The organism is Lysinibacillus sp. NPDC098008 (assembly GCF_044760715.1).
In the GTDB taxonomy this organism is placed as follows: Bacteria; Bacillota; Bacilli; order Bacillales_A; family Planococcaceae; genus Lysinibacillus.
Window position 1 is genome coordinate 247352 of record NZ_JBIWBA010000001.1, and the last position, 16262, is coordinate 263613.

Here is a 16262-nt window from a genome sequence, read left to right on the forward strand (position 1 = left end):
TTTAAATTTCGTTAGATATATGTTGTCATAATACTTTCTGACACAAAGCTTGTATCAATTTCATTAATTACTTTATCTGTCCATTCATTTGTGGATAACGTGCGACCACCATCACGAGCAAGGTCTGCTGTAAAGTAGCCATCATCAAATACTGCACTTACAGCACGCTCGATTTCTGCTGCCTCTTCCTTTAAGCCAAATGAATATTGCAGCATCATTGCTACTGAAAGAATTGTTGCGGCAGGGTTAGCAACACCTTGCCCTGCAATTTCAGGTGCTGAACCATGCACTGGCTCATATAAACCGAAATTATCGCCACGAATTGATGCAGATGGTAGGACACCAAGTGAGCCTGTAATAACAGATGCTTCATCGCTTAAAATATCACCAAACATATTTTCCGTCACGACTACATCGTAATGTGCTGGATTTGTAATAAGCTTCATTGCTACAGAGTCTACTAAGTTATGTTCTACTTGTACATCTGGATAATCTTTTTTCTTTGCTTCTACGACTTCACGCCATAAGCGACTTGTTTCAAGTACATTCGCTTTATCAACAGAGCATAGCTTGCCTCCACGTAAACGTGCTAGCTCAAAGGCATTTTCAACGATACGTTCCACTTCTGCTTTTGAGTAAACCGTTGTATCAATTGCGCCATTTTCAGTACGCATACGTGGTTCCCCGAAGTATACTCCGCCTGTTAGTTCACGTACAATCATTAAATCAACGTTTTCAGCTACTTCACGTTTTAATGGCGAAGCATCTAGTAAACTCGGGAACGCCTTTACTGGACGTAGATTTGCAAATAAATCAAAGTGTTTACGAATACGCAATAATCCTTTTTCTGGGCGTAATTCAGGTGGGTTTTGATCCCATTTTGGACCGCCAACAGCTCCTAATAAAATGGCATCACTATTTTCACACATCTCAATTGTTTCATCTGGTAGTGGATTATTGTGTTGGTCGATGGCAGCACCTCCAATTGTTGCATACCCTAAATGAAATGTATGATTAAATCGTTTACCAATCACCTGTAATACACGTACAGCAGAAGCAACAACCTCTGGTCCGATTCCGTCACCGGGAAGCACTGTAATTTTTTTCTCCATCGTCAAAACACCTTTCTTTGTATAGTGCATTCGTTATTTGAATAATTACGCTCACCTACCTTTGATTGAGGTGAGCGTAATGGTTGATTCGCTTTCTACATTGTAGAATCGAAATAATTAGTTTTTCGCGCTTGTAGCTGTTTCTCTGACAACTTTCTCTTTGCCTTCATTGATAAATGGCATCATCGCACGTAATTTTGCGCCAACTTCTTCGATTTGGTGGTTTGCGCCAGCCTCTTTGAATTTTGTATATTCTGGACGGCCATTTTCATTTTCTTGAATCCAGCGACGAGCAAATGTACCATCTTGGATATCTGTTAATACTTCTTTCATACGAGCTTTTACAGACTCATCGATTAAACGTGGACCTGCTACATAATCGCCCCACTCCGCTGTATCCGATACAGAGTAACGCATTGTTGCCATACCACCTTCAAACATTAAGTCAACGATTAATTTTAACTCGTGAAGTGTTTCGAAGTATGCTAATTCTGGCTGGTAGCCAGCTTCTACTAATGTTTCAAAGCCTGCTTGTACTAATGCAGTTGCACCACCACATAATACCGCTTGTTCACCGAATAAATCTGTTTCTGTTTCTTCTTTAAATGTCGTTTCAAGAAGACCACCACGTGCAGCACCGATTCCTTTACCATATGCAAGTGCTAAGTCTTTTGCTTGACCTGTTGCATCTTGATGGATGGCGAATAAGCCTGGTACACCTGCACCTTCTTGGAATTGACGACGCACTAAGTGACCCGGACCTTTTGGTGCTACTAAAAATACGTCAACATCTGCTGGTGGTGTAATTTGCCCGAAATGGATATTGAAACCGTGCGCAAACATTAATGCTTTTCCAGCTTGTAAATGTGGTGCGATTTCTGCTTCATAAACAGCTTTTTGACGCTCATCTGGTAGTAAAATTTGAATTACATCTGCTTCTTGTGCTGCCTCTGCAACTGTTTTTACATCAAGACCATCTGCTTTTGCTGCATCGAAAGAGCCACCTGGGCGAACGCCTACTACTACGTCAAAGCCTGATTCTTTTAAGTTTAGCGCGTGTGCATGACCTTGAGAGCCATAACCGATAATCGCGATTTTCTTTCCTTTTAGTACATCCTCGTTAATATTTTGTTCATAGTACATTGTAGCCATAGTTTAATTTCCTCCTAAAGTGTGTGTTTTACGCTTTTATTAAAAGCGTATCATTTTTATATGCAAACTATTTTAAAATAGAAAGCTGCGGATTTGAGATAATTTGCGTTTCACGTACAGATGCTGTTGCGCCTGTACGAGTAAGCTCCTTAATGCCATATGGACGAATGAGCTCGATAAAGGCATCAATTTTTTCAGGATGACCTACTACTTGATACGTCACAACATTTTTAGCCGTATCAATAATTTGTGCACGGAAAGGTTCGACAATCGAATTCATTTCCAGGCGTAAATTTGGCGGTGAAATAACCTTAACAAGTGCCAGCTCTCGTAGAACAATCGCTTTGTCAGTAATGTCATTAACTTTTAATACATCAATTTGTTTCGATAATTGCTTCACTAGCTGCTCAATTTTGCGCTCATCTTCTACATGAACTACAAAGGTCATTTTGGAGGAGTTTTGTTGCTCCGTATGACCAACTGTAATGGATTCAATATTGAATTGACGCTTCATCAATAAGCCTGTTAATCGGTTTAATACACCACTTTGGTTAATCACAGTTACAGTAATTACTCGTTTCAATTCTTTTTCACCCCAATCATTTCATGCAAGCCTTTGCCTGGCGCTACCATCGGGTAAACACATTCAAGCTGCTTCACGCGGCAATCAATTAATACTGGCTCATCAGAAAGTAGTGCCTCACGGAAAATCGCTTCCGCTTCATCGATTGTGTTAATACGATAGCCTTTAATATCGTAGGCATCTGCTAATTTAACAAAATCTGGCTGAATCGGCATTAATGATGATGAATAGCGCTCTTCATAGAATGTTTCTTGCCATTGACGCACCATACCAAGACAGCTATTATTCAAAATTACAATTTTTACTGGTAAGTTAAATTCCTGTAGCAATGAGAGTTCCTGTGCTGTCATTTGGAATCCTGCATCCCCTACAATCGAAACTACCTTTTTGTCTGGCTTCGCAAATTGGGCGCCAATTGCGGCAGGGAAACCGAAGCCCATCGTACCAAGTCCACCAGACGTTACCCATCCATGAGGATTATTCAGGTGATAGTATTGTGCTGCCCACATTTGATGCTGACCAACATCTGTTGTGACAATCGCTTCACCCTCTGTAATTTTGTGTATAAGCTGCAATGCCTCTTGCGGTAAAATTTCTTGATCGTTCTCATCCTTGACATACCATAATGGATACTCACGAGCATGCTGCTGTAAATAAGCTAACCATTCGTCTGTCTCAGGTCCTTCAAAATCCTTTTTCAGCAATGCTTTTAATGCTTCTTTCGCATCTGCCACAATTGGAATATCCGTTGGTACGTTTTTACCAATTTCGGCTGGATCAATATCGATATGAATAATCGTTGCATTCGGTGCAAAAGTTGCTAAATTACCTGTTAAACGGTCATCAAAGCGAGCACCGATATTTAATAGTAAATCGGCTTTTGTAATCGCCGTATTAGCAGTAACAGTTCCGTGCATACCAGCCATACCAAGGAATAGCTCATGCTCACCATGAATGGACCCTAATCCTAATAATGTATTGGTTACTGGAATGCGATATTTTTCTGCAAAGGCTGTTAGCTCTTCACGTGCATCAGCAAAAAGAACGCCCGCACCAGCTAAAATCACTGGATTTTTTGCTAAAGAAATTGCTTGAATAGCTTTCTGAATTTGCAAATAATTCGGCTTATACGTTGGTTGATAGCCCGGTAAATAAATTTCATCAGGTGCTTTTGGTGGGTTTTCTACATCAAATAGCATTTGTGAAACGTTTTTTGGAAAATCTACAACAACTGGTCCTTTTCTGCCTGTGTTAGCAATATGGAAAGCTTCCTTCACGATACGCGGAATATCATTGATATCCTGCACTTGGTAATTATGCTTTGTGATTGGTGTTGTAATGCCCATAATATCTGCTTCCTGGAAAGCATCTGTGCCAATAACGGCTGTAGAAACTTGACCTGTAAAGACAACCAATGGGATGGAATCAATCATGGCATCTGCAATACCTGTCACAAGATTTGTTGCACCTGGTCCACTTGTGGCGATAACAACACCTGGTTGACCAGATACACGCGCATATCCCTCCGCTGCATGGATAGCACCCTGTTCATGTCTTGTTAAAATATGACGGATTGGGTTTTTATACATCGCATCATAAATTTGTAGTACGGCTCCTCCTGGATAGCCGAAAATGATTTCAACACCTTGATCGTGCAATGCTTGTACTAATACATCTGCACCATCCTTCGCTTGATAAGTTGGTTTATCAGTGGTTGTTGCTGCGAATTGCTCTTTTTCATTGATTGAAACATTTGCACTCATCAAATTATGCCTCCTTTATATTTTTCCATCCTATTTTTATGGGAGGGTTGGCGTATTTCCATATTGAAAATAATAAAAAGCCTTTTTCTCCACACGCAAAGAATTACCTTACGTAGGGATGAAAAAGACTTTCCATGGTACCACCCTTTTTTATAGCAAATAATTGCTACCTCGTGAATAAATGACTGCATTTATGCACCAATGCGAAGCTCTCACATCCAATACGGTGTCATAAAACATTTATTCATTAATAACGAGCACTTTCGAATATGCCCGAAGCTATCTAATGGTGTAAACACGTTTAATAGCTCACTCCGAGGGGATGTCGGAACTAGTTGTATCGCCGGCTTCCAGCACAACCGGCTCTCTGGTAGATACAAGGCTCTAGAACCTTTAACCTCATCAACGCTTTAAAATATGAAATTGTTAAATCTTCATTACGCCACCTGTTGAAGCGTTTGTTACTAATTTAGAATATCTTGCAAGCCACCCACGTTTAATCTTTGGTTCAAAGACAGGTAATTTTGCACGACGTTCAGCTAAAACTTCCTCTGAAACTTCTAAATGAATTGTACGATTTGGTAAATCAATAGAGATAATATCGCCATTTTCAACTAAAGCGATTGGACCGCCTTCAGCAGCTTCTGGTGAAATATGTCCGATTGAAATACCGCGGGATGCACCTGAGAAGCGACCATCTGTAATTAACGCAACTTTTGTACCAAGGCCGCGACCTTGAATCGCAGATGTTGGTGCAAGCATTTCAGGCATCCCTGGGCCACCTTTAGGTCCTTCATAGCGAATGACGACAACATGACCCTCTTTCACTGTTCCATTATCAATATTTTCTTGAGCTTCCTCCTGTGAATCGAAGACGATTGCCTCTCCTGTAAACACCTTAATGGAAGGGTCAACTGCGCCCACTTTAATCACAGAGCCTTCAGGTGCAATATTACCGAATAATATCGATAGGCCACCTACAGCACTATATGGATTATCTTTTGTTCGAATCACTTGATTGTTTGTAATATGATGGTCTTTGACAAGTTCGCCCATCGTTACACCCGCCACTGTTGGACGGTCTGGATGAATCGCTCCTGGAATGGATACTAATTCATTAATAATGGCACTTACGCCACCAGCTTTATTAATATCATCCATTGAGATATCAGAAGCAGGCATGATTTTTGCTAAATATGGTACACGTTCTGCTACTTTATTAATATCTTCAATGTTGTAATCTATTTCAGCTTCATTTGCAATGGCTAATGTATGAAGAACGGTATTTGTGGAACCGCCCATTGCCATATCAAGTGCAAAGGCATCATCTATTGCCTCTTTTGTAATAATGTCACGAGGTTTCACATCCTCTTTGACCATGCGAATTAATTGCTTCGCTGCTTCCTTAATCAGCTTATGGCGCTCCTCAGAAGTGGCTACGATTGTACCATTTCCAGGCAAAGCGACACCAAGCATTTCCATTAAGCAGTTCATAGAATTTGCTGTAAACATACCTGAACACGAACCACATGTTGGACAGGCATTGTTTTCAATATCTAATAGCTCCTCAGCTGACATTTTGCCAGATTTATGAGCTCCTACGCCTTCAAAAACAGATGTTAATGAAAGCTGTTTGCCTGAAGCAGATGTACCAGCCTCCATTGGACCACCCGAAACAAAAATGGATGGTACGTTAGTACGAACTGCTGCCATTAGCATACCTGGCGTAATTTTGTCACAGTTTGGAATATAAAATACACCATCAAACCAGTGTGCATTGATAACTGTTTCTGCTGAATCAGCGATAATTTCACGGCTTGGTAATGAATAACGCATACCAATATGCCCCATTGCAATACCATCATCAACACCGATTGTATTAAATTCGAATGGAATACCACCCGCCTCAATAATGGCTTCTTTGACAACATCAGCGAACGTACGTAAATGAACGTGACCTGGTATTATGTCGATATAAGAGTTGCAAATACCAATAAATGGCTTGCCTAAATCTTTTGCTTTTACTTTGCCTGTTGCATATAAAAGACTTCGATGCGGCGCTCGATCTACGCCTACTTTAATCATGTCACTTCTCATTTTAAACGCCCCTCATTTATTGCTCTGTTTGTTGCTATATACAAAATGTTCTGTCTATTCAAATTTTGTTTATAGAATCATAGCTTTTTCGTTTCATTACTGTTGTAACGAACGTGTTAAATTGTTGTTATCATAGTACGAAAAAAGCTTCTCGTCAACAGTATTTTTTGAATTGTTTAAACAATTCAAAAAATCAGCTAAATTTGAAATCGTTTTCATGCTGATTAAATATCATTTTTATCTCGTTTTGATAAAAATTTTAATAGTTCATGTAATTTTTATTTTTTTATCATTTATACGCTACAATAAAAATAATTTTTTTAGATAACCTGTTAAAAATACTTGGTCAGGGTCATATTGTTGACGGATAGTTAAAAATCTTTCAATCTCTGGATATAGTGTATGGACTGCTTGAGCTGTTACATAATGTTGCTTGCCCCAATGAGGACGGCCATCATATTTTTGCATCAATGTATGCACCCATTTAAAGTACGGCTGTTCTGCCATGCCTTTATACATATGAAAAGCGATAAAGGCTGATTCTCGCCCTTGGGTTGGACTTAAAAAACCTGCTTCCCCTGCCGTTGTTCGACATTCTAATGGAAAATGCACATGGAAAATACCCTTTTGCAAGGTTGCATGAATTTCCTCCATACATGCTTCAAACTGTGTTAACGGAATGGCATATTCACTTTCCTGAAATTTAACACTACGAGGTGATGGATAAATTTCATAGCTAATGCCGACTTTCTCACCCTTCACAACACTGCTCGCTGCAACTTTGCTCATCATACCGCTTAAAGCAGGCCGCCATTTACAAAGCTCTGACATCGCAAAAAAAGCACCGTTTTCTACAACTTGCAGCTTAAGCATTTCTATTCGCTTGTTCCATTCACTCTGATAAACAGGCGCTACAGCATTCATACGCTTTATCTGAATGGTTTCACTCCCCGGAAAATAAAACCACTCCACATGACGGTGCTGGCGAATATCCTCCGCAAAAAGTGCCAGCCCATTTGTAAGTGTATCGCTCGTCCCTATATAGTGTAAGCCGTAGATTGGCATGACCTTTATCGTCACTTTGACCAGCACACCTAGCATACCAAGTGATACATGGAGCGCTTCTGATAAATCGTCCATGCCTCGACGATGCTCCTGATATACACCTGTGCCATCTACAAAGCCCCATGCCATAACTGTCGAGGACAGGGAACCGAGTGTAACCCCTGTACCATGTGTGCCTGTTGATACAGCACCAGCAATTGTTTGCTCCTGAATATCACCCATATTGATTAAAGCAAAGCCATATTTTGCTAACAGTGGACCAATTTCATATAAATACGTGCCAGCCCATAATGTTGCCTCCTGCTGCTCCTCATTCATCGCGATTAATCCCCGCATATTATGTAAAGAAATAGCGATATGCTCTGGCATAGCAACAGCACTAAAGGAGTGAGCTGCACCTGTTACACGAATATTTTTTCCCGCTTCACGCGCTTGCTTGACAATTGTTGAAACTTCCTCAATGGATCGTGGTGTATGCATTTCACCTGGATATGACACCACATTGCCAGCCCAGTTTGTCCATTTTGCACCATGCTGCCATGTTGCTATAGAAAACATTGTCCATCCCCCCTATATGTTGTATATGGTCCCATATATTCATCCCCACGAATACTATGCAATACTTGAAAGCGCTCACAAAGTTCACCAGCCTTGGCATGTCGAAAATAGATCGTATCGCCCATCTGTATGTTGCTGCCCTTTACTTTAATGGGTGTTTGCACCTCCCCTGCCCCTTCTAAGCTAAGATATGCAAATGTAGCAGATTCATAGAATACAGGTAAACGGTCGATACCCATTGCGCCAGAAGCAATATAACCACCACCATGACAAACAACTATATCTTTTTCAGGCTTTCTTGTGACACGTAATGCAAACCCAGCTGCTTTGGCTAGCTGCAAATGTGTAAATTGGTCAAACAATGCAGGTGCATAAAAGGCGGAGCCTACTGTTATTTCGGTCACCTCTTTTTGTTGGGCTGTATAGCGCATACTCCCCGACCCTCCTCCATTCACAAAGCGAAGATTCGGAAAATAAGCCTTAATATGGGCAACGGCTAAGCGACGAAATTGGGTCACTTGCTTTTTAGCCTGTTTTTGCATCGTTTCAATCAATCTACCTTTTAAAGCATTTGCAGGGCGGTTGCCGACACCTGCAATTTGAGCCTCATAGCCCATCGCGCCAGTAACCTCAATGATAGGATGCTGTTGAATAAATTGTAAAAACGGCGTTAATAGCTCAAGAGAATACAATGATGAACGTTTCGTCCCAAAATACAATAGTTTAAAATCATTGGAAACATTTATATCAATACAAACCTGCACACGTACGCCAAGTTCCTCCCCTAGCTTTGCTAATAGTTGGATATGCTCTGGTCGATCCACCATAAAGGTAACGCTTTTTCCATCCTTAACAAAATGCAATAATCGACGAATCGCAGACTCTTCCATCACAGGATAACCAAGCAATAAATGATCAAAATGCTGTTCTAATAGATAAATCGTTTCTGCTGCTGTAAATGTCATCAAGCCTACAGCATTCGCAAGATTCTTTTGGATATAGCGCAGTACCTCCATAGAGCGAATGGATTTTGTTGCGATTCGAATTTGTTTTTCACCACAAGCATTGTGTACCGTTTGAATATTTTTATCTAGCGCATCTAAATCCAGCCAAGCAAATGGCCGTTCCAAATGATAAAACGCTTGCTCCATCCTTGTTGTCATACAATCGCCTCCCTTGTATTTGACATTTTATAAAATAAAAACAACCGTGAGCATTGGCTAAACAAAGCTTTCACGGTTGTTTTAAAATTGGATAAACATTTTATTCACCTTTCTATAGTAGTTGGTTACGATGCGTATAAAAACTCAGCTGCAAGATTAAGCATTACTAGTAAATGTAAACCCGCAATCAAAAAACCTTGTCGATTTAAACGTTTCATTACAGCCATATCCATATGAATCACTCTCCTTTTTTATTATTATAGTGACTTGTCACAAAAATTTCAAACTTTTTTTGAAATTTATATATATTTTTTCAAAAGACTATGAACCTAAATAAAAATGGAGAATATTAGTGAGATGGATGGTACAAATTTTTCAGCTATACATATTATAGAGATAAGCGATGCTGTACAACATATAATTTATGCTTATTTACAGTGATATATGTAGAGCAAATAATGGGTTGAAAAGCATGTAATAATTACTAAAAAAGCAGAACACGTTTAATCTGCTTCATTCAGGGTATAACTAAGTAATCGCCATTATATCTTAATTTTAAGGAGATGAAAATAATGATTAGTTTCATTTGGTATTTAATCATCGGCGGTATTCTCGGATGGTTAGCTGGCGTAATTTTAGGTAAGGATGTACCTGGTGGCATTATCGGGAACATTATTGCAGGGATTGTCGGTTCTTGGATCGGTAGTATGGTTTTAGGTAATTGGGGCTGGAAAGTAAGTGATTTCTATGTGTTCCCAGCACTAATTGGCGCAATCGTGCTGATCTTTATCGTAAGCCTTATTTTAAAAGGTATGCGCAAGGCGACTTAAATATGTTAAAAAGAGCCATCATTGCGGTGGCTCTTTCCTATTTATGATGGATTAGCACGGCTGCTTTTAATTCATCATGATAATCATGGTACATATGAAAATAATGCAGTACCTTTTCTACATATTCATCACTGTGATTGTATTGAAAAACAGCTTGTTGAATTTCTCCATTAGCAGCACCGTATTTCGCTAAGTAATTCGCTGCACTAAAAATGGCATCTTCAATATCATAAGGGTCTGCAATACCATCTCCATTAGCATCTACACCATAGCCACCATATTTTGCAATAGCTGCTGGGTTCATCAGCTCTGCCTTTGGTATATCGCCTTTGCCTAACCCTGAGCAAGTAGGATGTTGCCAGCCTACAAATGTACAAGGCATAAATTGTAAATGCCCTTCTGCGCCAGCTGATGAAACCATTGTTTTCATTGTAGAAAAGCGTGTTTCGATCCGATGATGGGCAGCTAGCAATGTCCATGGCACACCATATTTTTCCTCTGCTGCTACATAAATAGGAATAAATTGCTCTGGGATAGCCATGTCAAAATGCTGTTGAATTTCTTCTACCACCTTTTGCTGGGCAAGCTTTTCGAAAATCGGTAAAGTTTGTAGTTCCTTCCATGCAAAAAATGTAAAAATATAAACAGTAATTGCGATTGGTATTAATAAGGCTATCATACCCATTTTTGCTGTAGATGATAACATCGGTTTCTTGTTTTTGTTCTTTGCCATAAGCCACACCTAATCTAGTATTCTTCTTTCATCTTACCAAACTTACGGATAAATGTAGTATATCTTTTCATCGCCGTTTCCACTATAAAACCAGTTGAAAAGGCTGAGAACTATATAGTAAAATACGCTTTGATGGATAAAAATTAAGGAGGAATTTATTTTGTGGAAAGACTTTAAGGAATTTGCGATGAAAGGCAATATTGTTGATCTCGCAGTAGCAGTTGTAATTGGCGGTGCTTTTGGTAAAATTGTAACCTCCTTAGTTGAAAATATTATTATGCCGTTAGTCGGTATATTAACAGGTGGTATTGATTTAACAAAGAGCTTTGTTTTTGGCTCAGGAGAAGCCCAAGTTAATTTAGGTATATTTCTACAATCAATCATCGATTTTTTAATTATTGCCTTTGCGATTTTTATGGCTTTACGCATTATGACTAAGCTAACACGTAAAAAGGAAGAGGCTGCTGTTGAAGAACCAACACCTGAGCTTGATGCAAAGGAAGAATTATTAAAAGAAATTCGCGATTTATTGAAAAAAGAACAAGCTTAATCCTAACAATCTGTTTCATTCTATTGAGGCAGATTTTTTTATGGCATTCAGCAGAAATTAGTGCTGTATTGTGAAGATGCATGCTTTGGCTTCGTTGGTATTCTCGCCCGAAACGCGGGTATTTGTCCTAGCTCCGTGGGTATTCGCTCTCGAATCGCAGGTATTTACTCTGGCTTCGCGGGTATTCTCGCCCAAATCGCAAGTATTTATTTTCTTTAGAGGTATTTATAATCTCGCTAATTTTCAGAAATCACCCTTGTTCTTCTTTTCCATACATGTTAAATTGATAACAATTATTGAAAATACAATGAATAAGAAGCGCCAATATACGCTTTATATTCAGCATTAAAGAAAAGAGTGACATTATGACATTAAACAGAAGCATTGAAACAAAACTTGTACAATTAGGAAATTTAAGCGACCCAGCAACAGGTGCTGTAAGCCCGCCAATTCATTTATCAACTGCTTATAAGCATGCTGGTATTGGTGAATCTACTGGCTTTGACTATACACGTACAAAAAATCCAACACGTGCACTTTTAGAGGCAGGTATTGCAGATTTAGAGGGCGGCGATATGGGCTTTGCCTGTAGCTCTGGTATGGCAGCCATTCAATTAGTGCTTTCCATCTTTAAACCGGGCGATGAGCTAGTAGTGCCTGATGATTTATATGGCGGTACATATCGACTATTTGCCTTCTTCGAAGAAACTTATAATATTAAGCCTGTTTATTCAAAATTTGAATCTGTTGAACATGTGGAAGCATTAATTAATGACAATACGCGTGCATTATTTATTGAAACGCCAACAAATCCATTGATGCAGGAATTTGATTTACAATTATATGCTGAGCTAGCACATAAGCATGGCTTATTATTAATTGTTGATAATACGTTTTATACACCATACTTCCAACGTCCTATCGAGTTAGGCGCAGATATTGTCCTGCATTCTGCGACAAAATATATTGGTGGACATAATGATGTGCTAGCAGGTCTTGTAGTAGTAAAAGGTACAGAATTAGCTGAGCGTATTGGCTTTATTCATAATGGCAGTGGTATGGTGCTAGGCGCAATGGATTCATGGCTGCTAATTCGCGGCTTAAAAACAATGCATTTACGCTTAAAGCAGCATGATGCAAATGCGAAAGCAATTGCGGCTTATTTAGAGGAAGAGGAGCTTGTAACAGATGTGCTTTATACAGGAAAAGGTGGCATGCTATCCTTCCGTCTGCAAAAGCCTGAGTGGGTTGATCCATTCCTGCGCAATTTAAAATTAATTACGTTTGCTGAAAGTCTTGGCGGTGTTGAGAGCTTTATTACATATCCTGCTACACAAACACATGCAGATATGCCATATGAAGAGCGTGTGGAGCGCGGTGTATGTGATCGTTTACTCCGCTTCTCTGTTGGAATTGAGGAAGCAGAAGATTTAATTGCAGACTTACGTCAAGTATTCGATATTCTTAGAAAAGAGGCATAATGAATGAAGCAACGTATTGAAACAAGTCTAATTCACGCTGGTGTACGTGATGGCTATACAAATAAAAAAGGAGCAGTCAATGTTCCAATGTACCTGTCCTCTACCTTCCATCAAGAAAGCATTGATGAGTTTGGCGAATATGACTACGCACGCTCTGGTAACCCAACAAGAGATGCGCTCGAAAAAGCGGTAGCTGAATTAGAGGGCGGTGTACGTGCACATGCCTTTTCATCAGGTATTGCTGCGGTATCAGCAGCTCTAATGTTATTATCACAGGGCGATCATATTGTGATGACAGAGGATGTGTATGGCGGTACATATCGTTTTGTCACAAAGGTATTACCACGCTTTGGCATTTCTCATACTTTTGTCGATTTCACGGATTTAGCGGCAGTGGAAGCGGCTATTACACCAGCTACAAAGCTACTTTATATAGAAACTCCATCGAATCCAACATTGGGTATTACAGATATTCGTGGTGTGGTGGCACTTGCCAAGCAGCACCAATGCCTAACATTTTTAGATAATACATTTATGACACCGTTACACCAACGCCCATTAGAGCTTGGCGTAGATGTCGTAATTCATAGTGCAACAAAGTTTTTATCAGGTCATTCTGATATTATTGCTGGCTTAACGGTAACAGCCGATGAACAGCTTGGGCAGGAGCTTTACGCTATTCAAAATTCATTCGGTAATATTTTAGGTGTGCAGGATTCCTTCACACTGCTACAAAATATTAAAACAACGGATGTACGCTTTAGCCGCTCCGCACAATCTGCCCAAAAGATTGCAGAGTTTTTAGCTGCGAATCCGGTTGTTGAGCAAGTGTATTATCCTGGGCTTGCCTCACATCCTGGCTATGACATTCATCAAAGCCAAAGCACAAGTGCAGGTGCTGTCTTATCTTTCCGTTTGCCAAGTTACGTTGCTGCAAAGGCATTAGTAGAGGCAATGACAATTCCTGTGTTTGCAGTTTCTCTTGGAGGCGTGGAATCAATCCTTTCTTATCCAGCAAAGATGAGCCATGCTGCGATGGAGCCTGAGGAACGTGCAAAACGTGGCATTACAGATGGACTTTTACGTTTTTCAGTAGGGCTTGAGCATGTCGATGATTTAATTGCCGATTTTGCACAAGCATTAGAATTTGCTGCAAAGGCTTAGCTTGAGATTTAGCATAAAATCGTGATTTTTATAACGCGGTTTTATGCTTTATTTTTTTACCTAAGCATATAATTGTTCTATATATTGGTATACTTATATTCGACATTGTAGGTGAAAATATTGTCCCTTATTATACGACAAATGCAAAAAGATGATATTGCTTTTGTACAAGAAATTGCCCGAAGCAGCTGGCATTATACATATGCGGATATTATTGCTCATGCTATTCAAGATCATTTTTTAGCAATAGAGCAGCTCATAAAACGGTTAGCGAATAGTCCATTTTTAGTTGCGGTGCTTCATGAATCACTTGTAGGCTTCGCTCATTTCTCAAATGTTATCAATGGGGAAGCGGAGCTATTCGCTATGTATTTACACCCTACTATGCAGAGCTATCCGCATTATTTGTTTGTGTAGAGAAGGAAAATACAGTGGGTATGAATTTTTATACAGCAAAGTGCTTTACAAAAGTAGAAGAATATGATGAATTATTCGATGGCTATCTTTTAAAAACGGTGAGATTCGTGAAAAAAGTGGGTATGTTAACCCCCCCTTTTTTACTAAAAGCATTGCAAAATAATCCATATTTTCTCAAATCGCTGTTGTCGACAGTCCTCCTCGCGAATTCCAAAATATAGTCTGTCACGATCTCCCCACATATAGCCAAGGTCCTTTGCTGAATCAAACTGCAGCAATAATTGCCAATCCGTCGCTCCTGCCTCTAGCTCCTTTCGCAAAGGGTCTTAATAGCCTGTTGAATCATCACAATATAAACCATTGGTCACAAGCTGACACTCCAAATACATATCACCCTGAATAACATCAGGGTCACCACCAATACGATGAGTCATTGTAAGTTTAAAATAAAGTTTGATCATAATAAGCATTTAAAATTCGATATTATCGAAAAGCAGAAAGCCTGCTTTTGAAAAAAGATTGATCAAAACAGGCTCTCAAAATATTTCTTTCTGGTAATTTTTTATAAAAAAGATTGATTATTTTCTACTGATGTTATTCCGTTAAAGGGTCTGATTGTTTAAAACGAAAAAGCCGAGGCGATATGAAATGCCTACAACCTTTTCATTAATTACAAAAATCAATTTAAATTTGTGACATAGCTTTTTTAATATACTTATAAAGCTCTCCATCTACCCCATATTGCAGTGGATTGTTTGGGTTTTCTGCATGGAAACGTTCAGCTGCCTTAACGATCTCAGGATCACCACCAGTAAACTTATTAGTTAATTCCTGCCAACGTTTAGCTAATTGTACAACAACAGGGCTTTCTGGCGATGTATTTTTTTCCAATTCAACTCGGACATTAGTAATTAATTCAGCCCAATCATTTTCTACTTGCCTTTTTTCTTCTAAGCTAAATTGCTCTGTTTGATTTTTCATTTTTTCTAATTGTTCTTTCGTAAAATATTTTTCACTCATATTGATCACCTCAATTAATTTAATAAATTGTTCAGACTGAACTTCCTGTTGGGTTGCAAGTAGCTGATACATGCCTTCAAGCCTACTGTACAACTGTTCTTGTACTTCAATTTGTTTCTTTACAGTTTCTAACTGTATTTTGATTACTTCAATTGGATTAAAATTAGGATTTTCAATCGTTGCTTTAATCTCTTCCAAGGAAAACCCCAATTGTTTTAGTGATAGGATTTGTTGCAACTTTACAATATCTGCTTCGGTATAGATTCTATGGCCCGATTCCGTAATGTCAGATGAAGAAAATAAGCCAATTTGGTCATAGTGGTGCAGGGTGCGCACCGTTAATCCGGTTTGCTTTGCTAATTCTCCAACTTTCCATTTTCTTTTTATGATCATCCCCTCATTTCGTACGATTGTTTTTGCCGGCAACTTTACTATACAACCTGACGTTACGTTAGGTTCAAGTCCTTTTATTAAGATTTCTAAATTAAATGGTCCATTTAATGGAATGGCTTTATTATCACTTCACAAGTTCTTAATCTACAAAAAAAACCGAAATTCCTTCTTTATAGAGATA

General features: G+C 39.1%; 16 protein-coding genes. 5 read left to right on the top strand and 11 right to left on the bottom strand.

Annotation, left to right across the window (positions count from 1 at the left end; all coding sequences use genetic code 11):
• Positions 1-11 precede the first annotated feature (11 nt).
• From leuB to ACIQVU_RS01240, 7 genes are all read right to left on the bottom strand, one after another.
• A complete protein-coding gene (gene leuB, locus ACIQVU_RS01210; RefSeq protein WP_340806180.1) occupies positions 12-1112 on the bottom strand; it encodes a 3-isopropylmalate dehydrogenase in 1101 nt (366 codons plus the stop codon).
• A gap of 117 nt (positions 1113-1229) precedes the next feature.
• The gene (gene ilvC, locus ACIQVU_RS01215) at positions 1230-2264 is read right to left on the bottom strand and encodes a ketol-acid reductoisomerase (protein ID WP_340806182.1); all 1035 of its coding nucleotides are present in this window, start codon (positions 2262-2264) and stop codon (positions 1230-1232) included.
• Between the two features lie 67 nt (positions 2265-2331).
• The gene (ilvN, locus tag ACIQVU_RS01220; RefSeq protein ID WP_340806183.1) at positions 2332-2847 is read right to left on the bottom strand and encodes an acetolactate synthase small subunit; all 516 of its coding nucleotides are present in this window, start codon (positions 2845-2847) and stop codon (positions 2332-2334) included.
• On the bottom strand, positions 2844-4610 hold the full coding sequence (gene ilvB, locus ACIQVU_RS01225) for a biosynthetic-type acetolactate synthase large subunit (protein ID WP_340806184.1): 1767 nt from the start codon (positions 4608-4610) through the stop codon (positions 2844-2846). The genes ilvN and ilvB overlap by 4 nt, the downstream gene beginning before the upstream one ends.
• 426 nt (positions 4611-5036) lie before the next feature.
• On the bottom strand, positions 5037-6707 hold the full coding sequence (gene ilvD / locus ACIQVU_RS01230; protein WP_402893342.1) for a dihydroxy-acid dehydratase: 1671 nt from the start codon (positions 6705-6707) through the stop codon (positions 5037-5039).
• 300 nt (positions 6708-7007) lie between these two features.
• Positions 7008-8330, bottom strand: a complete 1323-nt coding sequence (locus tag ACIQVU_RS01235; protein WP_340806187.1) for a D-arabinono-1,4-lactone oxidase — start codon at positions 8328-8330, stop codon at positions 7008-7010.
• Positions 8318-9493: an amino acid deaminase/aldolase gene (locus tag ACIQVU_RS01240; protein WP_402893346.1), complete on the bottom strand. Its 1176-nt coding sequence runs from the start codon at positions 9491-9493 to the stop codon at positions 8318-8320. Before ACIQVU_RS01240 ends, ACIQVU_RS01235 begins: the two co-directional genes overlap by 13 nt.
• A gap of 572 nt (positions 9494-10065) precedes the next feature.
• On the opposite strand from ACIQVU_RS01240, the gene ACIQVU_RS01245 reads away from it, so the two are divergent.
• Entirely contained in the window at positions 10066-10323 is a 258-nt protein-coding gene (locus ACIQVU_RS01245; protein WP_274793515.1) for a GlsB/YeaQ/YmgE family stress response membrane protein, read from the top strand.
• 37 nt (positions 10324-10360) lie between these two features.
• Here the strand turns inward: ACIQVU_RS01245 and ACIQVU_RS01250 are convergent, their stop codons facing one another.
• On the bottom strand, positions 10361-11056 hold the full coding sequence (locus ACIQVU_RS01250) for a lytic transglycosylase domain-containing protein (protein WP_340806192.1): 696 nt from the start codon (positions 11054-11056) through the stop codon (positions 10361-10363).
• A gap of 160 nt (positions 11057-11216) precedes the next feature.
• On the opposite strand from ACIQVU_RS01250, the gene mscL reads away from it, so the two are divergent.
• The 4 genes from mscL to ACIQVU_RS01270 all read left to right on the top strand — a co-directional run bounded on the left by mscL (position 11217) and on the right by ACIQVU_RS01270 (position 14668).
• Positions 11217-11606 carry a large conductance mechanosensitive channel protein MscL gene (gene mscL, locus ACIQVU_RS01255; RefSeq protein WP_340806193.1) on the top strand — a complete coding sequence of 130 codons (390 nt, stop codon included), beginning with the start codon at positions 11217-11219 and terminating at the stop codon, positions 11604-11606.
• A 365-nt stretch (positions 11607-11971) separates the two neighbouring features.
• Entirely contained in the window at positions 11972-13087 is a 1116-nt protein-coding gene (locus ACIQVU_RS01260) for a methionine biosynthesis PLP-dependent protein (RefSeq protein ID WP_340806195.1), read from the top strand.
• Positions 13088-13090: 3 nt separating this feature from the next.
• Positions 13091-14251 (top strand): aminotransferase class I/II-fold pyridoxal phosphate-dependent enzyme, encoded by a 1161-nt coding sequence (locus ACIQVU_RS01265; RefSeq protein WP_340806196.1) that lies wholly within the window; start codon positions 13091-13093, stop codon positions 14249-14251.
• A 120-nt stretch (positions 14252-14371) separates the two neighbouring features.
• Positions 14372-14668 (top strand): hypothetical protein, encoded by a 297-nt coding sequence (locus tag ACIQVU_RS01270; protein WP_402893354.1) that lies wholly within the window; start codon positions 14372-14374, stop codon positions 14666-14668.
• Positions 14669-14811: 143 nt separating this feature from the next.
• Here the strand turns inward: ACIQVU_RS01270 and ACIQVU_RS01275 are convergent, their stop codons facing one another.
• The 3 genes from ACIQVU_RS01275 to ACIQVU_RS01285 all read right to left on the bottom strand — a co-directional run bounded on the left by ACIQVU_RS01275 (position 14812) and on the right by ACIQVU_RS01285 (position 16114).
• Positions 14812-14988 carry a DUF1963 domain-containing protein gene (locus ACIQVU_RS01275; RefSeq protein ID WP_340806200.1) on the bottom strand — a complete coding sequence of 59 codons (177 nt, stop codon included), beginning with the start codon at positions 14986-14988 and terminating at the stop codon, positions 14812-14814.
• Between the two features lie 6 nt (positions 14989-14994).
• Positions 14995-15129, bottom strand: coding sequence for a hypothetical protein (locus tag ACIQVU_RS01280; RefSeq protein WP_402893357.1), 135 nt, complete (start codon positions 15127-15129; stop codon positions 14995-14997).
• Positions 15130-15352: 223 nt separating this feature from the next.
• On the bottom strand, positions 15353-16114 hold the full coding sequence (locus ACIQVU_RS01285; RefSeq protein WP_340806201.1) for a MerR family transcriptional regulator: 762 nt from the start codon (positions 16112-16114) through the stop codon (positions 15353-15355).
• Between the last annotated feature and the right edge of the window lie 148 nt (positions 16115-16262).